Genomic DNA, 20104 nt, shown 5'->3' with positions numbered 1-20104 from the left:
CTTTCCTGCGTCCTTCTTGCCGGGGTGCCCGGTGCATTGGCGGGGGCGGCCGGAGTGCCCCAGCTCAGCGTGAAACCATTGGTATATCGGAGGTCGGCGCGCTCGATCGGCGCGGCCTGGTTGGCCAGCTGCGGCAGCACGCGCACGAAGCGCTGCAGGCGCGAGCGGGCATCGTCGCGGCCGACCACCACTTCAGTGCCGTTGCTCAGCAGCAGCGACCAGCTGCCGCGCGCGTCCATCGTCAGCCGGCGCACGTCGACGCCTGCCGGCGCGAACAGCGCGCGCGAATCGTTGTACAGCTTGACCACTTCCTCGGTCTGGCTGTCCGGGCCATCCAGCTCGGGCAGCTGCAGGTCGGCCAGCTTCTTCGGCGTGGGGAACAGCTTGCCCTGCTCGGACAGCAGGCGATCTTCGCCCCAGCGCGCGAACGGCTTGTGCTCGACCAGCGTCACTTCCAGCACGTCCGGCCACTGCTTGCGCACCTGCGCGCTTTCCACCCACGGCAGTTTTTCCAGTGCGTCCTGCGCGTCCTGCAGCTTGACCGCGAAGAAGCCGGCATGCGCATACGGCAGCAGCACCTGCTGCAGCTGTTCCGGCGGCACCCGCTTGAACTCACCGTGCACGCGCAACTTCGCCAGCGGCCAGCGCTCGGCGCCGACCCAGCCATTGACCACCGCCACCACCGGCAGTGCAACCACCGACAGTGCCAACAGCCAGACGAAGATGCGCAGCACCGCGTTCATGCGTGCGATGCCTCCAGGGTCTGTTCCAGCACGCGCCACACCAGCTCTTCGAAGCTGATGCCGGCCTGCCCGGCCGCCTTGGGCACCAGCGAGTGGCTGGTCATGCCCGGCGCGGTGTTCACTTCCAGCAGGAAGAAGCGGCCGCTGCTGCGGTCACGCATCACGTCCACGCGTCCCCAGCCACGGCAGCCGGCCGCGCGGAAGGCAGCCAGCGCGATGCGGCGGATCTCGTCTTCGTCATCACCGTCCAGGCCCGGGCACAGGTACTGGGTGTCTTCGGCGATGTACTTGGCGTTGTAGTCGTACCACTGGCCCTTGGGCACGATGCGGATCGACGGCAGCGCGACATCGCCGAGGATGGCCACGGTCAGTTCGTCGCCCACCACCATCTGTTCCATCAGCAGCTGGCCGTCGTAGCGCGCGGCCAGGGCCACGGCTTCGTCCAGGCCGGCGTCGTCGGTGACCCGGCTGATGCCCACGCTGGAGCCTTCGTTGGCCGGCTTGACCACCACCGGCAGGCCGAGCTCGGCGGCCAGCGCGTGGACATTCTTTTCGGCCGCTCCCGGCATCCTGCCTCCCGCGGCACTCGTACCTCCGTGTACTTCGCGATACTGCGGGGTCGGCAGGCCCAGCGACAGCCACACCTGCTTGGTGCGGATCTTGTCCATGCTCAACGCCGAGCCCAGCACGTTGGAGCCGGTGTACGGCACGCCGAAGGCCTCCATCAGGCCCTGCACGATGCCGTCCTCACCGCCACCATTGTGGCCGTGCAGGATGTTGAACACGCGATCGATGCCGCCGGCCGCCAGCGCCTTGGCCAGCGCCGGAATGCCGTCGATGGCGACGGCGTCGACGCCGCGCGACTGCAGCGCTTCGAGCACGTTGCGGCCCGAATCCAGCGACACTTCGCGTTCGCTGGAGCTGCCACCGAGCAGCACGGCGACGCGGCCGAACACGGCCGGGTCGGTGCTGCGCAGCGGCGGGAAGTTCAGCGTGCTCACGCCTCGCCCTCCGCCTTGAAGCCTTCCACTGCAATGTGGCTGGCGACGGCGCCGATGTCGCCGGCCCCCATCATCAGCAGCAGGTCGCCGTCCTGCAGCACGTCCGGCAGCACGGTGGCCAGTTCGGATGCCTTGCCGACCACCACCGGCTCGCTGCGGCCACGCGCACGGATGGCGCGGGCCAGCGCATGCGAATCGGCGCCGGCGATCGGCTCTTCACCGGCCGGGTAGACCTCGCTCAGCACCAGTGCGTCGACACTGGACAACACCGCGGCGAACTTGTCGAACTGATCGCGGGTACGGCTGTAGCGGTGCGGCTGGAAGGCCACCACCAGGCGCTTGTCGGCCCAGCCACCACGCGCGGCGGCGAACACCGCTTCCAGCTCGCTCGGATGGTGGCCGTAGTCGTCGATGATGCGGACCTTCGCACCGCTGGCGGTGGTCACTTCGCCCAGATCATTGAAGCGGCGACCGACGCCAGCGAAGCTGGCCAGCGCACGCGCGATCGCATCCGGGGCCACGCCCAGCTGCCAGCCCACCGCCGCAGCGGCCAGCGCATTGAGTACGTTGTGCTTGCCCGGCAGCGCCAGCACCACTTCCTGGCTGGTGCCCTGCGGCAGGCGCAGGGTGAAGCGCATGCGCGAACCTTCCTGCACCACGTTCTCGGCGCGCACGTCGGCCTGCGGGCTCATGCCGTAGCTCATCACGTGGCGCGGGGTCCTGGCGGCCAGTGCGGCCACTTCCGGATCGTCGATGCACAGCACCGCCAGGCCGTAGAACGGCAGGCGCTGCAGGAACTCGGCGAACGCCGCCTGCACGCGGGCGAAATCGTTGCCGTAGTTCTCCAGATGATCGGCATCGATGTTGGTGATGATCGACATCAACGGATTCAGGCGCAGGAAGCTGCCGTCGCTCTCGTCGGCCTCGGCCACCAGCCACTGGCCACCACCGAGCTTGGCGTTGGCACCGGCCGCCAGCAGCTGGCCTCCGATCACGAAGGTCGGGTCCAGCCCGCCTTCGCTCAGCACCGCAGCGGTCAGGCTGGTGGTGGTGGTCTTGCCGTGGGTGCCGGCCACGGCGATGCCGCGGCGGAAGCGCATCAGTTCGGCCAGCATCGCCGCGCGCGGCATGATCGGAATGCGCTGGCTGCGCGCTTCCATCAGCTCCGGGTTGTCTTCGCGGATCGCGCTGGAGACCACTACGCAGTCGGTGCCCAGCACGTTGGCGGCGGAATGGCCGCGCATGATGCGCGCACCCAGCCCGGCCAGGCGGCGGGTCGCAGCGTTGTCGGCGTTGTCCGAGCCGGACACTTCATAGCCCAGCGTCAGCATCACTTCGGCAATGCCGCTCATGCCGGTGCCGCCGATGCCGACGAAATGCACGCGCGGGAATGCGCGTACCAGATCGTTGGTGTCATGCAGGCGGCGGATCATGCGCGGCCTCGCGCAGGGCAGGCGCTGGAGCGTGCCTTGTTCATACAGCTTCCTCGAGAATGATATCGGCGATGCGCTCGGCGGCATCGACCTTGGCCAGGGCACGCGCGGCTTGCGCCATCTGCATGCGGCGGGCGGGATTTTCGGACAGATCACGCAGCAGCGCGGCAATGCCGTCTGCCAGCGTTTCATCCTGCTTCAGCAACACGGCTGCGCCGCGCTCGACCAGGAACTCCGCGTTGCGGGTCTGGTGATCGTCGACAGCGGCGGGGAATGGCACCAGCACGCTGCCGACACCAATCGCACACAGTTCGGCCAGGGTCGAAGCGCCGGCACGGCACACCACCAGGTCGGCCCAGGCGAAAGCTTCGGCCATGTCGGCGATGAACGGCGTGATCTCAGCCTGCACACCGGCCTTGGCATAGGCCTGGACTGCTTCGGCGTGCAGCTTCTCGCCACTCTGGTGGCGCACCAGCACCGGCACTGCGGCACCCAGCGTGGAGATCGCCTGCGGCACGCCGGTGTTGAGCGCGCGCGCGCCCTGGCTGCCACCGACCACCAGCACGCGCAGCGGGCCGTGACGGTCGGCGAGGCGGTGTTCCGGCGGCGCAATGGCAGCGATTTCTGCCCGCACCGGGTTGCCGACGAACTCCTCGCGCGCAGCGAAGGTGCCCGGGAAACCGGTCAGCAGGCGGCGCGCGTAGCGCGACAGGATGCGGTTGGTCAGGCCCGAGGCGCGGTTCTGTTCATGCACGATCAGCGGCAGGCCATGCAGGCGCGCAGCCATGCCACCGGGGCCGGAGGCAAAGCCACCGAAGGCGACCACCGCGCGCGGCTGGCGATCACGGATGATCAGGCCGGCCGCACGCAGCGCGCGCATCAGCCGCCACGGCGCGGCCAGCAGGGCCAGCTTGCCCTTGCCGCGCAGACCAGTGATGGCCAGCGTATCGATGGCGATGTCGTGCTGCGGCACCAGGCGGGTTTCCATGGCCCCATCGGCACCCATCCAGGTGACCGGCACGCCGCGCGCGCGCAGCACGCGGGCCACGGCCAGGCCCGGGAAGATGTGCCCGCCGGTACCACCGGCCAGGATCATCACCGGCCGCGTGTTGTTCTGGACCGCGCTCATCCGAGCCTCCCGAAGGTCGGTTCGACGCGCGACTGCAGGCGGCTGGTGCCTCGTACGGCGGCCGGCTCGGTCGCTGCCGGCTCGGTGCCCTTCGGCACGTTCTTTGCCACCGGTGCAGTGGAAGGCTCGGCGGCGGCAGGACCAGCAACATCGTCGGCCGCGCCCATGCGCACAGCCTGGCGGCGCTCGGCGCGCTTGAGTTCATAGGACACGCGCAGCAGCAGGCCCATCGCTACGCAGGTCATCAGCACCGACGAACCACCCGAGGAGATCAGCGGCAGGGTCAGGCCCTTGGTCGGCAGGATGCCCAGGTTCACGCCGATCGAAACGAAGGTCTGCATGCTGATCCACAGGCCGATGCCGAAGGCGATGTAGCCGGAGAAGTGGCGCTTCATTTCCACGCAGCGCATGCCCAGCCAGAAGGTGCGGCCGACCAGCAGTGCGTACAGGGCCACGATCACGCAGGTGCCCAGGAAACCGAATTCCTCGGCGGTGACCGAGAAGATGAAGTCGGTGTGCGCCTCGGGCAGGTAGTACAGCTTCTGCACCGAATTGCCCAGGCCAACGCCGGTCCACTCGCCGCGACCGACCGCCATCAGCGCGTTGGACAGCTGGTAGCCGTCGCCCTGCTGGTCGGCCCACGGGTCGAGGAAGGAGGTGATGCGGCGCATGCGGTACGGCTCGATGATCGCCAGCGCGCTCATGCCCACCAGGCCGATCACCACCGGCATCGACATGCGCGGCATGTTCACCCCGCCCAGCACCAGCATGCCGGCGGTGATCGCCAGCAGCAGGGTGGACGAACCGAAGTCGGGCTGCAGCAGCAACAGCACCACCAGCGCACCGGCTACGCCCAGCGGCTTGAGCATCGCCGGCCAGGTCGCGTTGACCTCGTCGCGGAAGCGCACCAGGTAGCTGGACAGCCAGACGATGTAGAGCACCTTCACCGCTTCGACCGTCTGGAACTTGGAGATGCCCAGGTTGATCCAGCGGCGGGCACCGTTGACACTGCTGCCCAGGCCGGGCACGAACACCACCACCAGCAGCGCGAAGCAGCCCAGCAGCAGCATCTGGTTGTACTGCTCGATGGTCTTCAGCTCGGTACGCGCGGCGAAGATGGCCAACACGATGCCGACCGCCAGGAAGATCAGGTGGCGGTTGAGGTAATAGAACGGGCTGCTCATCAACGCGATCGAGCTGGACGCCACCATCACCACGCCCAGCCCGGTGAGCGCGATCATCGCGCCGAGCAGCCACTTGTCGTAGCTGCCACCGATGGCCTCAAGGCGTGTTGCCTGGTGCGACAGGTCATTCATCAGCGTACCTTCAACGTGGCCAGGCCGATCAGCACCAGCACGACGGAGATGATCCAGAAGCGCACGATCACGCGCGGCTCCGGCCAGCCCTTCAGTTCAAAGTGGTGGTGGATCGGCGCCATGCGGAACACGCGCTTGCCGGTCAGCTTGAACGAGGCGACCTGGATCATCACCGACAGCGTTTCGATGACGAACACGCCGCCCATGATCACCAGCACCAGTTCCTGGCGGGTGATCACCGCGATGGTGCCCAGCACCGCGCCCAGCGACAGCGCGCCGATATCGCCCATGAACACCATGGCCGGATAGGTGTTGAACCACAGGAAGCCCAGCCCCGCGCCGGCGATCGCCGCACAGATGATGACCAGCTCACCGGCGCCCGGAATCTGCGGGATCTGCAGGTAGTTGGCGAACACCGCGTTGCCCGAGGCATAGGCGAACACGCCCAGCGCGCAGGCCACCAGCACCGTCGGCATGATCGCCAGCCCGTCCAGGCCGTCGGTCAGGTTGACCGCGTTGGAGAAGCCGACGATCCAGAAATAGGCAATGGCCACGAAGCCGATGCCGGCCAGCGGCAGCGCCACCGACTTGAACATCGGGATGTAGAAGGTCAGCGCCGCCGGTACGTCGGCGGTCTGGAACAGGAAGATGCCCGCAGCCAGGCCGAAGATCGACTGCAGCAGGTACTTCCAGCGCGACTTCAGGCCGTTCGGGTCGCGACGGACGATCTTGATCCAGTCGTCGTACCAGCCGATGGCGCCGAAGCACAGCATCACCGCCAGCACCAGCCACACGTAGCGGTTGCGCAGGTCGGCCCACATCAGCACCGACAGGGTGACGGTGAGCAGGATCAGCGAACCACCCATGGTCGGCGTGCCGGCCTTGGAGAAATGGGTCTGCGGACCATCGGTCCGGATCGGCTGGCCGCCCTTGAACTGGGCAAGCTTGCGGATCATCGCCGGGCCGAGCCACAGCGACAGGAACAGCGCCGTCAACGCGGCAAGGATGGCGCGGAACGTCTGGTAGTTGAACAGCCCGAACAGGCTCTCCAACTGCTGCAACCATCGAGCCAGTTCATACAACATGCGGGGATTCCTCTCCTTGCGCCAGCAGCGCTTTGACGATCGTGTCCATGGCGCTGCCACGGGAACCCTTGACCAGGCAGCGCACGCCGGCGTGCAGCGCTTCCTTCAGCGCCTGCGACAGCGCGTCATGGGTGGTGAAATGATGTCCGCCCTCGCCAAAGGCAGCGGCGGCAGCGGCGCTGAGCGGGCCCAGCGCATACAGGCGCTTGAGGCCGGCGGCACGCGCGCGGATACCGGCCTGTGCATGCAGCGCCTCGGCGTCGGCGCCCAGCTCACGCATGTCGCCCAGCACCAGCCAGCCCTCTTCCGGGGCGGCGGCCAGTGCATCGATGGCCGCAGCCAGCGAGCCGGGGTTGGCGTTGTAGCTGTCGTCCACCAGCACTGCGCCATTGCGCAGCTGATGGGCGATCTGGCGGCCCGGCACCGGCTGCGCTTCCGCCAGGCCGATGGCCACCAGTGACAGCTCGATGCCGGCGGCCAGCGCCAGGCTGGCGGCGGCCAGCGCATTGCTGATGTTGTGGCGGCCCGGCAGGCCCAGCACCACGCCCGCCTCGCCCATCGGCGTGACCAGGGTGAAGCGGCTGCCCTGCGCACCGGCGCGGATGTCGCGCGCGGTGACGTCGGCGCTGTGTTCCAGGCCATAGCGCAGCACCCGGCAACGTGCCGGGGTAGCGATGAAATGCTGTTCGAACCAGCGCCCGTAGGCATCGTCGGCGTTGATCACGGCCACGCCATCGGCAGGCAGCGCGGCGTAGATCGCGCCCTTGGTCACCGCCACGCCGAGCAGGCTGCCCATCCGCTCCAGGTGGGCCGGGGCGATGTTGTTGACCAGGGCATAGCGCGGGCGCGCGATGTCGGTCAGGTAGGCGATGTCGCCCGGCTTGCCGGCGCCCATCTCGTAGACGGCGTAGTCGGCATCTTCCGGTGCGTCGATCACCGCCAGCGGCAGGCCGATCTCGTTGTTGCGGTTGCCCGGGTTGGCGTAGACCACCTTGTGCGCGTGCTGGGCCACCTGCTGCAGGATCGCCAGCAGCAGGCTCTTGACGCTGGTCTTGCCGTTGCTGCCGGTGATGGCGAACAGTTCGGTCGCGCGGTCGCGCTGCATGCCGGCGGCGATCTTCGCCAGCGCGCGCTCGCTGTCGGCCACCAGCACCTGCGGCAGGTCCAGCGGCAGCAGGCGCTCGACCAGCAACGCGCTGGCGCCACGTGCCTGTGCGTCGGCAGCAAAATCGTGGCCGTCGAAGCGTTCGCCACGCAGCGCCACGTACAGGCTGCCCGGGCCAAGGCTGCGGGTATCGTTGCTGACCGCGTCGATGGCCACGTCGTCGCCATGGATCTCGCCACCGGCCCAGTGCGCGATCAGCGAAAGCAGGGTGCGCTTCATGCGGCGCCCTCCCCGGCCTGCGGGCCCTCTTCCGCGTCCTGCGGCCGGGCCACTAGCGCGTCCATGCGCGTCGCCAACACACCGGCCTTCGCGGCCAGCGCGGCGGCCGACACTTCGGTGTCGTCGAAGTCATGCCGCACGCCATTCACTTCCTGGTAGGGCTCGTGGCCCTTGCCGGCGATCAGGATGATGTCACCGGCACCGGCGCGCTTCACCGCCAGGCCGATCGCACGCGCGCGGTTGCGCTGCACGGTCACGGCCGAGGCATCGGTGAAACCAGCCAGGATGTCGGCCACGATCACGTCGCCGTCTTCGCCACGCGGGTTGTCGTCGGTGACGATGACCTGGTTGGCCAGGCGCTCGGCAATGGCAGCCATCTGCGGGCGCTTGCCGGTATCGCGCTCGCCACCGCAGCCGAACACGCAGAACAGCGTGCCCTGCAGGTGGCCGTGCAGGCTGTCCAGCGCCTGTTCCAGCGCGTCGGGGGTGTGTGCGTAATCAACCACCACGGTCGGCAGGCCATCTTCGCCGCCCAGGCGGTTCATGCGGCCACGGATCGGCTGCAGTGCCGACAGCACCTCGGCGATGCGCGGCAGCGGATGCCCCAGCGCATGCAGGCTGCCGGCCACGGCCAACAGGTTGTCCACGTTGAAGCGGCCCAGCAGCGGCGACTGCACTGCAGCGCGCTGGCCGTCGATGACCAGTTCGAAACCGATGCCGCGGCCATCCAGCTGCAGCGCTTCGGCGCGCACGCTGGCACCGTCGGCACCACGCGAGCTCAGGCCGATGGCCTGCACGCCCGCCGGCAGGCCGGCGAACAGCTGGCGACCGAACGCATCGTCGAGATTGATCACCGCCGCCTTCAGGCCCGGGCGATGGAACAGCCGCGCCTTGGCCGCGCCGTAGCTGGCCATGTCGCCGTGGTAGTCAAGGTGGTCGCGGGTGAGATTGGTGAACACCGCCACGTCGTAGTGCACCGCATCCACGCGGCCCTGGTCCAGCGCATGCGAGCTGACTTCCATCGCCACCGCGCGCGCGCCATCGTCGCGCAGCTGCGCCAGCAGCGCATGCATCTGCAGCACCAGCGGGGTGGTGAAACCGGTCGGCTCGACCGCACCATAAAGTCCGGCGCCCAACGTGCCGATACTGCCACTGGGCGTACCGAGCAGATGCCAGGCCTGGGCCAGCAGCTGCACGGTGGAGGTCTTGCCGTTGGTGCCGGTCACGCCGACCATGGTCATCGCCCGCGAAGGCGCGCCATGGAACTGGTCGGCCATTGCCCCCAGACGCGCGCGCAGGTCCGGCACGGCGATGGCATCGGCCGGTGCAGGCAGCTCGGCAGGCGCGGGCGCTTCGAACAGGATCGCGCCGGCACCGGCAGCACGCGCCTGCTCGACAAAACCCAGGCCATGCGCGCCGAAACCGGCGATGGCAACGAAGGCATTGCCGGGGCGCACGGCACGGCTGTCCAGCACCAGGCCGGTCAGAACGGGATCATGGCCCGCCAGGGCCACGTCCGGAAGCAACTGCGAAAGCAACATCGAAGGGCTCATTGCGTGCCTCCCGTGGCGGGCGGCACATGGGGGTGCGCGCTGGGCAGCGCGGCATCGAATTCAGCGGCGGCATCCACCGGCAGTGCGGCTTCGGCCGGCGGCACCGGCAGCACCGAGGCCGAATGCCCGATCTTTCCGGACTGCTGGGCAGCCAGCCACGACTGCAGATCATCCAGCGGCACGTCCATCAGGCGCAGGGTGCCTTCCATCACGTTGTGATAGACCGGCGCCGACACCAGGCCGCCGTAGAACTTGCCGCCCTGCGGATCGTTGATGACGATGACGGTGGCAAAACGCGGATTGGTGGCCGGCACCACGCCGGCGAACAGCGCGTTGTAGTGGCCGCGCTCGTAGCCACCGGGGCCGGTCTTGCGCGCGGTACCGGTCTTGCCGGCCACGCGGTAGCCCAGCACCGCCGCCTGCTTGGCGCCGCCCTGGGTGACCACCGTTTCCATCATCGCCACCACCTGCTTGGCCACGTTCTCGTCGATGATCTGCTGGCCTTCGTTGCGCTGGCCCTTGACGAAGGTCGGCGCGATCAGCTTGCCGCCGTTGGCCAGCGCCGAGTACGCGGTGGCGATCTGCAGCGGCGTGACATTCAGGCCATAGCCGTAGGACATGGTCGTCTTGGTGGTGCCCGACCAGCGGGCCGGACGCAGCACCACGCCACCGGACTCACCCGGGAAACCGCTGTGCGGGACCGAGCCGTAGCCGAAACGGCGCACACCGTCGTAGAACACCTGGTCGGGCATCTTCGCGGCGACCTTGGCCGCACCCACGTTCGAGCTGCGGGTGATCACGCCGGTCACGTTCAGCACGCCATTGTTGCGCGGCACATCGCGGATGGTGAAGCGCCCCAGGGTCATGTAACCCGGGTTGGTGTCGATGACGGTGTCCTTGGTCACCGCACCGGCCTGCAGCGCGGTGGCGATGGTCAGCGGCTTCATCGTCGAACCCGGCTCGACCAGATCGGTCACCGCGCGGTTGCGGCGTGTGTCCGGCTGCGCGCTGGTCAGCGAATTGGGGTTGTAGGTCGGCAGGTTGACCATGGCCAGGATCTCGCCGGTGGTCACGTCCATGATCACCATCGAGCCGCCGGCCGCCTTGTTGGCCACCAGCGCGTTGCGCAGTTCCTTGAAGGCCAGGTACTGGATGCGGCGGTCGATGCTCAGGGTCAGGTCCTTGCCCGGCTCGGCCGCACGCAGCAGATCGCTTTCGACCGTCTCGCCCTTGCGGTTGCGGATCACCCGCTTGCTGCCGGGCTTGCCGCGCAGCCATTCGTCGAAGGCCAGCTCCAGGCCTTCCTGGCCACGGTCGTCGATGTTGGTGAAGCCCAGCACATGCGCCATCGCTTCACCCTGCGGGTAGAAGCGGCGGAACTCGCGCTGTGCGGCCACGCCCGGAATCTTCAGCGCGACCACGCGCTCGGCCTCGTCCGGATTGATCCGGCGACGCAGGTACATGAATTCCTTGTCCGACTTCTGCGACAGGCGGCTGCTCAGCTCATCCACCGACATGCCCACCGCCTGGGCCAGTTCGGGGATGCGGTCGGGCGAACGCAGCAGGTCCTGCGGATTCACCCAGATCGAGGCGACCGGGGTGGACACCGCCAACGGTTCGCCGTTGCGGTCGGTGATCATGCCGCGCGAAGTCTTGATCGGCAGCTCGCGCAGGTAACGGGCTTCGCCCTGGCGCTGGTAGAAGTCGCTGTTGATGATCTGCACGTAGGCGGCACGACCCACCAGCGACACCGAGCACAGGCCGAGTGCCAGGGCCACCCAGCGCAGGCGCTGGCGCAGGTTGAAGGCGTTGCGGGGACGGTTGCGGCCGGTCTTGCTCATGGGCGCACCACCACCACGTCGGCGGCTTCGGGGAACTTCATGCCGAGCTTTTCGCGGGCGATGCTGTCCACGCGGTTGGCTTCGGCCAGGGTCGCCTGCTCCAGCTGCAGGCGGCCGAATTCGATGTTCAGGTCATCGCGTGCACGCTCGGCGCGCGACAGCTCGATGAACGTCTGCCGGTGACGGTGACGCACGAACACGACGCCGATCGCCGAGGCCACGGTGCAGGCCAACAGGATGATCAGCAGCAGCCGGCTCATGCATCGGCCTCCCGCTTCTGGGCTACACGCAGCACGGCGCTGCGGGCGCGCGGGTTCATCGCCAGCTCTTCGTCGGTGGCCTTGATGGCGCCGCCGATCAGGTCCAGGGTCGGCACGAAGGCCTGCGCCTCGGGCAGCCGGCGGTTGGCCGGCGGTGCCTTGGCCAGGCGGTTCATGTACTGCTTGACGATGCGGTCTTCCAGCGAGTGGAAGCTGATCACCGCCAGCCGGCCACCGGGCTTCAGGCGCTCCACCGCCGCGTCCAGGCCGGCTTCGAGGTCGGCCAGTTCACGGTTGATGTGGATGCGGATGGCCTGGAAGCTGCGCGTGGCCGGATGGATCTTGTCCTTGCCGCGCGGCATCACCGAGGCGATCAGTTCGGCCAGCTCGGCGGTGCGGGTGAACGGCTGCTTGTCGCGGCGGGCCACGATGGCGCGGGCGATGCGCCGGCTCTGCCGCTCTTCGCCGTAGGTCCACAGCACGTCGGCGATCTCGCGATCTTCCACGCGGTTGATCCACTGCGCAGCGCTTTCGCCACTGTCCGGGTCCATGCGCATGTCCAGCGGGCCGTCCTTGCCGAAGCTGAAACCACGCTCGGCCACATCCAGCTGCGGCGAGGACACGCCAAGGTCGAACAGCACGCCATCCAGGCCTTCGGCGGTCTCGTTCCACTGCAGCAGCTGGGCGAAGCTGCCACGGAAGATCGACACGCGCGGGTCCGGCGCGAAATCGCGCTCGGCAACGGCAATGGCTTCCGGATCCTTGTCCATGACCAGCAGGCGTCCCTCGGGACCGAGCTGGGTGAGCACGCCACGTGCATGACCGCCACGACCGAACGTGCCATCCAGATAACGTCCGTTTTCGATCACCCTCAGGCCTTCCAGGACCTGGGTGTACAGGACCGGCAGATGCACCGCCGGCGACTGCGACACCGGAAGGTGACCGGTCTGCGCTTCTGGGCGCATCCGGGCACCCCGGCTCACAACTTCAGGTCGAGCAACCCATCACCCAGATCCTCGTCAGACAACGTCTGCTGGATCAGGGCCCGATGCGCCTGCTCGCTCCACAATTCGAATTTGTCGCCCATACCGAGCAATACCGCCTTCTTCTCAATGCCCACCGCACCGCGGTGGCTGGCGGGAATGCTGATGCGACCGTTGCCGTCCAGCTCCAGGTGGGCGGCTGAACCGACCAGCTTCTGCTGCAGCAGACGGACGACGCGCTGTGTGTTGGGTTTGGACATGACGTCGTCGCGCACCCGCTCCCACTCCGACTCGGCATACAGCCACAGGCAGCCTGACTCGAAGGGGTTGTAGGTCAACACGAGACGGTTGTTGCTGACGCGCGCAACCAGGTCGCGGTGAGCGGTGGGAACCGCCATGCGTCCTTTGTCGTCAACTGTGATGGCCGTCTCGCCCTGGAACACGACGCCTGCACCTTATCCTTCGCCCGGTGAAACATTGAACCACGAAAATCCACAAAACACCCGGATTTCCCTCTGATGCCCACCTTAGCAGCGGCCCAAGGGTTGTCAACAACTTTTCAGCAGGGAAATCGCCAGCCGCATCAATGGTTTGCGCCGATGTTTAGAGAGTTGTTCAAGGTTTATCCACAAGTTGCTGATCCGTCTCAATTTTTGAGATTGAACGGAAGTTCAGGGGTGTGGAGGGCGCGTGAAACATGGGCTGCGCATTCATCCACAACGGCCCGAAAGCGACGTCCCACTGCGCAAACCGGGCACAATGGCGCCATGTGCCTGCTTGCTATTGGCTGGTTGCACCACCCGCGCTGGCGGCTGGTGATGGCCGGCAACCGTGACGAGTTCCACGCCCGACCGACCGCGGCCCTGGCCCCCTGGCAGGACGGGACATCGGTCATCGGCGGACGCGACCTGCGCTCCGGCGGCGGCTGGGCCGGGGTGGGGGCCGGCGGCCGGATGGCGGTGGTGACCAATGTCCGCGATCCACAGGCGTCCCAGACTGGGCCATCGCGTGGCGCCCTGGTGGCCGATTACCTGCGTGGCCGCGATCCGGCAGATAGGCATATAGAACGCCTGGCCGGGATCTCCGCTGCCTATGCCCCGTTCAACCTGCTGCTGGCCGATGGCCACAGCCTGGAGTACCTGGGCAACCACCCGGCCGAACGGCAGACGCTTGGCCCGGGCGTGCACGGCATGTCCAACGGCGCGCTTGATGCGCCCTGGCCGAAGACCCGGCGGCTGATGGATGCGCTGTCGTCCTGGCTGGCGGCCGATACCGACTCGCTTGACCCGCTGTGGCAGGCCCTGGCCGATGAACATCGCCCGGTCGACAGCGACCTGCCCGATACCGGCATCGGCCTGGAACGCGAACGCTGGCTCAGCCCCGCCTTCATCCGCGGCGACGACTACGGCACCCGCGCCAGCACGGTGCTACTGATTGATGCCAACGGCCACGGCGAAATCCATGAGCGCCGCTTTGGTCCGCAGGGTGTACCCAGCGGACAGGGTCACGTCATCTTCTGACTGGAACGGTAGTGCCGGCCGCTGGCCGGCAACCTCTGCATCTTCGGGCAGGTCACGCGGTTGCCGGCCAGCGGCCGGCACTACCGGATCCAAACACCGTGCGTGGATCGCGATTGGTACATCCACGCCATGCGTGGATGGGCGTGGATGGAATGAAGGGGCGGAGCCGGCCGATAAGCCGGGTTCTGTCGTGGACAGTCATTCCTCTAGGCGTTGCGTCGCCGCAACGCTCAAGCAACCTACCCGGATCCAACGCGGGCCGCGCCAATGGATCCCTATTTGGTCTTGCTCCAGGTGGGGTTTGCCGTACCGGTCTGTTGCCAGACTCGCGGTGCGCTCTTACCGCACCATTTCACCCTTACCGGCCTTCCGAAGAAGACGTAGGCGGTATCTTTCTGTTGCACTTTCCGTCGGCTTGCGCCGCCCAGGCGTTACCTGGCACCTTGCCCTATGGAGCCCGGACTTTCCTCGGCACCCCCGAAGGGATGACGCGACTGTCTGGCCGACTCCGCCGCGCGCATTCTAGCGTACATGAGCGGTTCCTGCCCGCCGCGCTCCGGTAGCGCCGGGCCATGCCCGGCGGCCGTTGGATGCCGCGCTACGCGCTCGCCGGGCATGGTTGGATCGCTTCGGTAGCGCCGGGCCATGCCCGGCGGCCGTTGGATGCCGCGCTACGCGCTCGCCGGGCATGGCCCGGCGCTACCGGCCGTACAACGCCTTGCGCGGTGCGCCGGTCAACTCGGCCGCCAGCTTGGCCGCGGTCGACGGCGGCAGGTGCTCGCTCAGCTTTGCGTAGACGTGCCGGCCATGTGCCAGCTGCGCCTCGGCATCGTCGCCAGCGCCCTGCACCATCACCACGAACTCGCCCTTGCGCTGGTTGTCATCGGCTTCCACCTGCGCCAGCAGCCCGGCCAGGTCGCCATCGAGCACGGTCTCGAACAGCTTGGTCAGTTCGCGCGCCAGCACGGCCGGGCGCTCGCCACCAAAGATCGCCGCCATGTCGGCCAATGACTCGGTGATGCGGTGCGAGGATTCGTAGAACACCATCGTGCGCACTTCGCCGGCCAGCCCCTGCAGGCGGTCGCGGCGGCCGCTGGCCTTGGCCGGCAGGAAACCCTCGAAACTGAAGCGGTCGCTGGGCAGGCCGGCCACGCTCAGCGCAGCGATGGCCGCGCAGGCACCGGGAACCGGGCTGACCTTGATGCCGGCAGCACGCGCCGCACGCACCAGCCGGAAGCCCGGATCGCTGACCAGCGGGGTGCCGGCATCACTGACCAGCGCCAGCGACTCGCCCGCCTGCAGCCGCGCCACCAGGCGCTGGGCCAGGGCCTCTTCGTTGTGTTCGTGCAGGGCCACCAGCGGCTGCTGGATGCCGAAATGCGACAGCAACTGGCCGCTGCGGCGGGTGTCCTCGGCGCAGATGGCCGCCACCGAACGCAATACGTCCTGCGCGCGCGGGCTCAGATCGGCCAGGTTGCCGATCGGCGTGGCGACGACATACAGGGTTGGGACACTCATTTCAGCGGTACTCACGGGGCAAGGGTAGAATCCTAGCGTGTACCTGGCCAAGGCCGCTGCCCTCATCGCATGGACCCGATCATGAACAAGCCCGCCGCACGCATCTCTGCCCTGTCGCTGTCGTTGATGCTGCTGGCCGGTTGTGCCACCACCAGCCTCGTCAGCACGCCCGAATCGCCGGCCCAGAGCCAGGCGCTGGCGCTGATTGAACAAGGCAAGCCGCGCGACGCCGCCCTGCAACTGGAAGCGCTGGCCGCAACCCTGCGTGGCGGTGCCCGCAGCAACGCGCAGGCCGATGCGGCCTGGGCCTGGCACCTGGCCGGCGACAGCGCACGCGCGCGCAGCCTGCTGGGCCAGGTGACCGCCCGCCAGCTGACCGGCGCCAGCCTGCAGCGTTACCAGCTGGCCAGCGCCGAGCTGGCGCTGGCCGACAAGCAGCCGGCACAGGCACTGGCCCTGCTGAAGGATCATGGCGACAACGTGCACCCGAGCCTGCGCACGCGCTGGTACCTGGCCCGTGCCAATGCCCTGCAGGCCACCGGCGATGCCTTCGGCGCCGCTGGCGAGCGCGCCCGTGCGCATGCCGGCCTGGCCGGCACCGCGCGCAGCGAGAACCAGGCTGCCATCTCCGGCCTGCTCGGAACGCTCGACGACGCCACCCTGCGCAGCCGCGCCGCCGCCTTGCCGGCCAATGACCCGCTCTACAACTTTGCAGGCCGTGCGCTGATTGCCCGCGGCCTGCCGCTGCCGCGCCCGTTCGATCGCGATGGCGCCGCCCAGTTCGACACCAGCAAGCGCCCGCCGGCGATGAGCGATGGCTACCGCCCGCCGGCCAAGCTGGCCGTGCTGCTGCCGCTCAGCGGCCGCCTGGCCACCGCCGCACAGCCGGTGCGCGATGGCCTGCTCAGCGCCTACTACGGCGAAACCCGCCGTCGTCCGGAGGTCAACTTCTTCGACACCGCCGGTACCCCGGCCGGTGCGCTGGCCGCGTATGACAAGGCCGTGGCTTCCGGCGCCGACTTCGTGGTCGGCCCGCTCGGCCGCGACGAGGTGGATGCCGTGTACGGCCGCCAGCAGCTGCCGGTGCCGGTGCTCGGCCTGAACCGCGGCAAGGATGCACCGCCCGCCGGCAGCGCCGGTTTCTCGCTGGCACCGGAGGACGACGGCATCGTCGCCGCCGAATACATGCGTGGCCGCGAGCGCAGCAAGGCGCTGGTGATCAACAGCAGCGACGACACCGGCCGCCGTGCCGCAGCCGCCTTCACCCAGCGCTTTGCCCAGCGTGGCGGCAGCGTCGCCGCCACCATCGCGGTCAGCGAAACGGTGGGGGATGTCAGCGCGCAGGTGCGCAACGCCGGCGCGGTCGATGCGGTGTTCCTGGCCGTACGTGCGCCGCAGGCCCGCCTGCTGGCCCCGCAACTGGCGCTGGCCGGTGCCGGTGGTGCCACCCGCGTGGGTACCTCGCAGCTGACCACCGGCAGCGGCAAGGTCGAAGAAGACGTGGCGCTGGATGGCATCATCTACCCGAACGAAGCCTGGAACGTGCGCAGCGTGTCCGGCGTGCCGTCCGCTGCCCAGGTCGCGCAGACCCTGCCCAGCGCGCGCGGCGCCGCCAGCCGCCTGTTCGCCTTCGGCGCCGATGCGTGGAAGATCAGCGCCTACCTGGACAAGCTGGCCACCGAAGGCGGCCTGGACGGCGCCACCGGCACGCTGTACCTGGACAGCAACGGCAACATCCTGCGCCAGCCGGCATGGTCGACCTTCAGCGGTGGCCGGCCGATGCCGATCGCCGGTGGTCGCTGAGCACCTGCAACGTGGCTCGGCGGTGGAAGCCGCCGCCGAGCAGCATCTGCAGCAGGCCGGGTTGCGGCCGCGCGCACGCAACGTGCGTTATCGCGGCGGTGAGCTGGACCTGGTGATGGATGACGCTGGCACCGTGGTGTTCGTGGAAGTGCGCTACCGCGCGCGACAGGACTTCGGTGGCGGCGCGGCCTCGGTCGATCCGCGCAAATGCCGACGGCTGGTGCATGCTGCACAGCTGTACCTGCAGGACCATCCCGCCGTGGCCAACGCGCCCTGCCGCTTCGACGTGGTTGAAGCCACGGGCAAGCCACCGCAGCTGCATTGGCTGCGCGACGCGTTCCGGTTGGATGATTGCTGATGGCTACCGTCCGCTCTGGTAGAGGCCGACCTTGGTCGGCGCTTCTGTGCCAACCGAGGTTGGCACCTACCAGAGCGCAGCCTGGCCGGCACTACCACGGTGCGTGACTGATGCCTTCGATCATCACCCACGCGGCGGTGCCACTGGCGTTGTGGTGCGCTGCTGATCGCGGCCGCATTCCGCCACGCCTGCTGGGCGCCGGCGTGATCGCGGCGGTGCTGCCCGACGCCGATGTACTCGCGTTTGCCCTGCACATTCCCTACGCCGATGCGTTCGGCCATCGCGGGGCCAGCCACTCGCTGCTGTTTGCCCTGGTGCTGGCCGTGCTGGCGGCGATGTTGGCGTTCTTTGGTAGCCGCCAATCTTGGTCGGCGCCGCTCAGCTCCGGTAGTCGCCGACCTTGGTCGGCGCCAGACAGCTCCCGTAGTCGCCGACCTTGGTCGGCGGTTTCGTGCCAACCAAGGTTGGCACCTACCAAGGCAGGGCCAACGGTGACATCGATCCTACAAGCGGCGGCGTTCGTGTTCGTCTGCGCCGCCAGCCATCCGCTGCTGGATGCGTTGACCGCCGGCGGCCTTGGCGTTGCCTTGGCCTGGCCCTGGAGCGACCACCGCTTCTTCGCGCCCTGGCGGCCGATCCGCGTATCGCCGTTCGCGCCGCAGTTCTTCAGCGCGCGCGGCCTGGCCACCCTGCTGTCGGAACTGCGCTGGGTGTGGCTGCCGCTGGCCGGCGCTGTCATCGCCTGGAAACTGATTCACCCCGCCCCCGCTGCCCCACGAGATCTGTCATGAGTACTGCCCTGCCCTCCGCATTGGTTGCCGAACTGTCCGCCCTGCTGGGCAGCGACGGCTGGCGCATGGATGACGGCGCACTGGAGGCGAACGCTCAGGACAATTCGTGGCGCCACCAGCGCCCGGCTGCGGTGGCATTGCCGGCAGACATCGAACAGGTGCAGGCGCTGGTGCGTGCCTGCCGCGCGCATGGCGTGGCCCTGGTCGCGCGCGGTGCGGGCACCGGCACCACCGGCGCTGCGGTGCCGTTGCCCGGCAGCATCGTGCTGTCGTTCACCCGCATGGACCGCATCCTCGAGATCCGCGCCGGTGACCGCTGCGCGGTGGTGCAGCCGGGCGTGCTCAACGGAACGCTGCAGCAGGCACTGGCACCGCACGGCCTGTTCTGGGCACCGGATCCCTCCAGCGCCGAGATCTGCAGCATCGGCGGCAACCTGGCGTGCAATGCCGGTGGCCCGCGCGCGGTGAAGTACGGCACCAGCCGCGACAACGTGCTGGGCCTGGTGGCGGTGACCGGTACCGGCGAAGTGATCCGCTGTGGCGGCGCCTACACCAAGGACGCCACCGGCTACGACCTGACCCATCTTCTGGTCGGCAGCGAAGGCACGCTGGCGCTGATCGTGGAAGCCACGCTGAAGCTGACCCCGCTGCCGGTCAGCCAGGCCGGGCTGCGTGTGCTGTACCGCGATGCCGACGCGGCCGCCTCTGCCGTCTCGCGGCTGATGTCGCAGCCGGTCGTTCCCACGCGCTTGGAATTCATGGACGCACGCAGCCTGGAGCTGCTGCGCCTCAACGGTGCCGACGTACCCGAGGCTGGCGCGATGTTGCTGGTGGAAGCCGATGGCGACCACGACACCCTGCCCTACCTGCTGCAGGCATTGGCGACCGCCGCCGAAGGTGACGGCATGATCGCACTGGACGTGGCGATGGAAGGCCGCGCGCGCGACCAGCTGTGGGCCGCACGCAAGGCCTTGTCACCCGCGCTGCGCAGCGTCGCCCCGGGCAAGATCAACGAGGACGTGGTGGTACCGGTATCGCGCATCCCCGATCTGGTGGCTGGCGTACAGGTACTGGCCCGCGACTATTCGCTGACCATCGTCACCTTCGGCCATGCCGGCAACGGCAACCTGCACGTCAACATCCTGTACCACCCGGACGATGCCGACGAGAACGCACGCGCGCATGCCGCGCTGCCGAAGATCTTCGAACTGACGCTGGCGCTGGGTGGCACGCTGTCGGGCGAACACGGCATCGGCCTGGCCAAGCGTGATTTCATGGCGAAGGCGTTCACCGCGGAAACGCTGGCGGCGATGCGCGCGATCAAGGCCGCGCTGGATCCGGATGGCATCCTCAACCCGGGCAAGGTGCTGCCGCCGGCATAGGGAA

General features: G+C 68.4%; 17 protein-coding genes, 1 other RNA gene and 1 pseudogene. 5 read left to right on the top strand and 14 right to left on the bottom strand.

Annotated features, from left to right (window positions below):
- Window positions 1–65: 65 nt before the first annotated feature.
- The 12 genes and pseudogenes from D0Y85_RS03340 to D0Y85_RS03285 form a co-directional block, all read right to left on the bottom strand.
- A pseudogene (locus D0Y85_RS03340) lies at window positions 66–743 on the bottom strand (cell division protein FtsQ/DivIB); the annotation flags it as partial.
- Window positions 740–1744: a D-alanine--D-alanine ligase gene (locus D0Y85_RS03335; RefSeq protein WP_117309538.1), complete on the bottom strand. Its 1005-nt coding sequence runs from the start codon at window positions 1742–1744 to the stop codon at window positions 740–742. The gene D0Y85_RS03335 and the pseudogene D0Y85_RS03340, both read right to left, overlap by 4 nt.
- A complete protein-coding gene (gene murC / locus D0Y85_RS03330; protein WP_093818913.1) occupies window positions 1741–3177 on the bottom strand; it encodes a UDP-N-acetylmuramate--L-alanine ligase in 1437 nt (478 codons plus the stop codon). Before murC ends, D0Y85_RS03335 begins: the two co-directional genes overlap by 4 nt.
- Window positions 3178–3217: 40 nt before the next feature.
- Window positions 3218–4306 carry an undecaprenyldiphospho-muramoylpentapeptide beta-N-acetylglucosaminyltransferase gene (gene murG, locus D0Y85_RS03325; RefSeq protein ID WP_117309537.1) on the bottom strand — a complete coding sequence of 363 codons (1089 nt, stop codon included), beginning with the start codon at window positions 4304–4306 and terminating at the stop codon, window positions 3218–3220.
- Window positions 4303–5622, bottom strand: a complete 1320-nt coding sequence (ftsW, locus tag D0Y85_RS03320; protein ID WP_117309536.1) for a putative lipid II flippase FtsW — start codon at window positions 5620–5622, stop codon at window positions 4303–4305. The genes murG and ftsW overlap by 4 nt, the downstream gene beginning before the upstream one ends.
- A complete protein-coding gene (mraY, locus tag D0Y85_RS03315) occupies window positions 5622–6707 on the bottom strand; it encodes a phospho-N-acetylmuramoyl-pentapeptide-transferase (RefSeq protein WP_025876592.1) in 1086 nt (361 codons plus the stop codon). Before mraY ends, ftsW begins: the two co-directional genes overlap by 1 nt.
- Complete coding sequence (murF, locus tag D0Y85_RS03310) at window positions 6697–8091, bottom strand: UDP-N-acetylmuramoyl-tripeptide--D-alanyl-D-alanine ligase (protein ID WP_117309535.1); 1395 nt, start codon at window positions 8089–8091, stop codon at window positions 6697–6699. The genes mraY and murF overlap by 11 nt, the downstream gene beginning before the upstream one ends.
- A complete protein-coding gene (locus tag D0Y85_RS03305) occupies window positions 8088–9644 on the bottom strand; it encodes a UDP-N-acetylmuramoyl-L-alanyl-D-glutamate--2,6-diaminopimelate ligase (RefSeq protein ID WP_240329336.1) in 1557 nt (518 codons plus the stop codon). The genes murF and D0Y85_RS03305 overlap by 4 nt, the downstream gene beginning before the upstream one ends.
- Window positions 9641–11485, bottom strand: a complete 1845-nt coding sequence (locus D0Y85_RS03300) for a penicillin-binding protein 2 (RefSeq protein WP_117309534.1) — start codon at window positions 11483–11485, stop codon at window positions 9641–9643. Before D0Y85_RS03300 ends, D0Y85_RS03305 begins: the two co-directional genes overlap by 4 nt.
- A complete protein-coding gene (ftsL, locus tag D0Y85_RS03295; protein WP_025876599.1) occupies window positions 11482–11745 on the bottom strand; it encodes a cell division protein FtsL in 264 nt (87 codons plus the stop codon). The genes D0Y85_RS03300 and ftsL overlap by 4 nt, the downstream gene beginning before the upstream one ends.
- Window positions 11742–12710: a 16S rRNA (cytosine(1402)-N(4))-methyltransferase RsmH gene (gene rsmH, locus D0Y85_RS03290; RefSeq protein ID WP_117309533.1), complete on the bottom strand. Its 969-nt coding sequence runs from the start codon at window positions 12708–12710 to the stop codon at window positions 11742–11744. The genes ftsL and rsmH overlap by 4 nt, the downstream gene beginning before the upstream one ends.
- A 14-nt stretch (window positions 12711–12724) precedes the next feature.
- Window positions 12725–13126, bottom strand: a complete 402-nt coding sequence (locus tag D0Y85_RS03285; protein WP_189914854.1) for a division/cell wall cluster transcriptional repressor MraZ — start codon at window positions 13124–13126, stop codon at window positions 12725–12727.
- Window positions 13127–13495: 369 nt separating this feature from the next.
- Between D0Y85_RS03285 and D0Y85_RS03280 the strand changes: the two genes are divergently transcribed.
- A complete protein-coding gene (locus D0Y85_RS03280; RefSeq protein ID WP_117309532.1) occupies window positions 13496–14248 on the top strand; it encodes an NRDE family protein in 753 nt (250 codons plus the stop codon).
- A 158-nt stretch (window positions 14249–14406) separates the two neighbouring features.
- Here the strand turns inward: D0Y85_RS03280 and rnpB are convergent.
- Window positions 14407–14758: RNase P RNA component class A (gene rnpB, locus D0Y85_RS03270), an RNA gene on the bottom strand.
- 189 nt (window positions 14759–14947) lie between these two features.
- Window positions 14948–15766, bottom strand: coding sequence for a 16S rRNA (cytidine(1402)-2'-O)-methyltransferase (gene rsmI, locus D0Y85_RS03265; RefSeq protein WP_117309530.1), 819 nt, complete (start codon window positions 15764–15766; stop codon window positions 14948–14950).
- A gap of 81 nt (window positions 15767–15847) precedes the next feature.
- On the opposite strand from rsmI, the gene D0Y85_RS03260 reads away from it, so the two are divergent.
- From D0Y85_RS03260 to D0Y85_RS03245, 4 genes are all read left to right on the top strand, one after another.
- Window positions 15848–17569: a penicillin-binding protein activator gene (locus tag D0Y85_RS03260; protein WP_117309529.1), complete on the top strand. Its 1722-nt coding sequence runs from the start codon at window positions 15848–15850 to the stop codon at window positions 17567–17569.
- Window positions 17559–17927: a YraN family protein gene (locus D0Y85_RS03255; RefSeq protein WP_205420727.1), complete on the top strand. Its 369-nt coding sequence runs from the start codon at window positions 17559–17561 to the stop codon at window positions 17925–17927. The genes D0Y85_RS03260 and D0Y85_RS03255 overlap by 11 nt, the downstream gene beginning before the upstream one ends.
- A gap of 110 nt (window positions 17928–18037) precedes the next feature.
- Window positions 18038–18718, top strand: a complete 681-nt coding sequence (locus tag D0Y85_RS03250; RefSeq protein ID WP_117309527.1) for a metal-dependent hydrolase — start codon at window positions 18038–18040, stop codon at window positions 18716–18718.
- Window positions 18715–20100 (top strand): FAD-linked oxidase C-terminal domain-containing protein, encoded by a 1386-nt coding sequence (locus tag D0Y85_RS03245; RefSeq protein WP_117309526.1) that lies wholly within the window; start codon window positions 18715–18717, stop codon window positions 20098–20100. Before D0Y85_RS03250 ends, D0Y85_RS03245 begins: the two co-directional genes overlap by 4 nt.
- The last annotated feature ends 4 nt before the right edge of the window (window positions 20101–20104 follow it).

This window comes from Stenotrophomonas sp. G4 (genome assembly GCF_003428825.1).
GTDB classification, from domain to species: Bacteria; Pseudomonadota; Gammaproteobacteria; order Xanthomonadales; family Xanthomonadaceae; genus Stenotrophomonas; species Stenotrophomonas indicatrix.
The sequence above is the reverse complement of the archived record's forward strand: the minus strand, read 5'-3'. Positions and strand labels throughout refer to the sequence as shown.

What these genes read in the sequence shown, in the direction of transcription:
- murC (WP_093818913.1), bottom strand. Translation starts at nt 3,177, where the DNA reads ATGATCCGCCGCCTGCATGACACCAACGATCTGGTACGCGCATTCCCG.
- murG (WP_117309537.1), bottom strand. Translation starts at nt 4,306, where the DNA reads ATGAGCGCGGTCCAGAACAACACGCGGCCGGTGATGATCCTGGCCGGT.
- ftsW (WP_117309536.1), bottom strand. Translation starts at nt 5,622, where the DNA reads ATGAATGACCTGTCGCACCAGGCAACACGCCTTGAGGCCATCGGTGGC.
- mraY (WP_025876592.1), bottom strand. Translation starts at nt 6,707, where the DNA reads ATGTTGTATGAACTGGCTCGATGGTTGCAGCAGTTGGAGAGCCTGTTC.
- murF (WP_117309535.1), bottom strand. Translation starts at nt 8,091, where the DNA reads ATGAAGCGCACCCTGCTTTCGCTGATCGCGCACTGGGCCGGTGGCGAG.
- D0Y85_RS03305 (WP_240329336.1), bottom strand. Translation starts at nt 9,644, where the DNA reads ATGAGCCCTTCGATGTTGCTTTCGCAGTTGCTTCCGGACGTGGCCCTG.
- D0Y85_RS03300 (WP_117309534.1), bottom strand. Translation starts at nt 11,485, where the DNA reads ATGAGCAAGACCGGCCGCAACCGTCCCCGCAACGCCTTCAACCTGCGC.
- ftsL (WP_025876599.1), bottom strand. Translation starts at nt 11,745, where the DNA reads ATGAGCCGGCTGCTGCTGATCATCCTGTTGGCCTGCACCGTGGCCTCG.
- rsmH (WP_117309533.1), bottom strand. Translation starts at nt 12,710, where the DNA reads ATGCGCCCAGAAGCGCAGACCGGTCACCTTCCGGTGTCGCAGTCGCCG.
- D0Y85_RS03285 (WP_189914854.1), bottom strand. Translation starts at nt 13,126, where the DNA reads ATGGCGGTTCCCACCGCTCACCGCGACCTGGTTGCGCGCGTCAGCAAC.
- D0Y85_RS03280 (WP_117309532.1), top strand. Translation starts at nt 13,496, where the DNA reads ATGTGCCTGCTTGCTATTGGCTGGTTGCACCACCCGCGCTGGCGGCTG.
- rsmI (WP_117309530.1), bottom strand. Translation starts at nt 15,766, where the DNA reads ATGAGTGTCCCAACCCTGTATGTCGTCGCCACGCCGATCGGCAACCTG.
- D0Y85_RS03260 (WP_117309529.1), top strand. Translation starts at nt 15,848, where the DNA reads ATGAACAAGCCCGCCGCACGCATCTCTGCCCTGTCGCTGTCGTTGATG.
- D0Y85_RS03250 (WP_117309527.1), top strand. Translation starts at nt 18,038, where the DNA reads ATGCCTTCGATCATCACCCACGCGGCGGTGCCACTGGCGTTGTGGTGC.
- D0Y85_RS03245 (WP_117309526.1), top strand. Translation starts at nt 18,715, where the DNA reads ATGAGTACTGCCCTGCCCTCCGCATTGGTTGCCGAACTGTCCGCCCTG.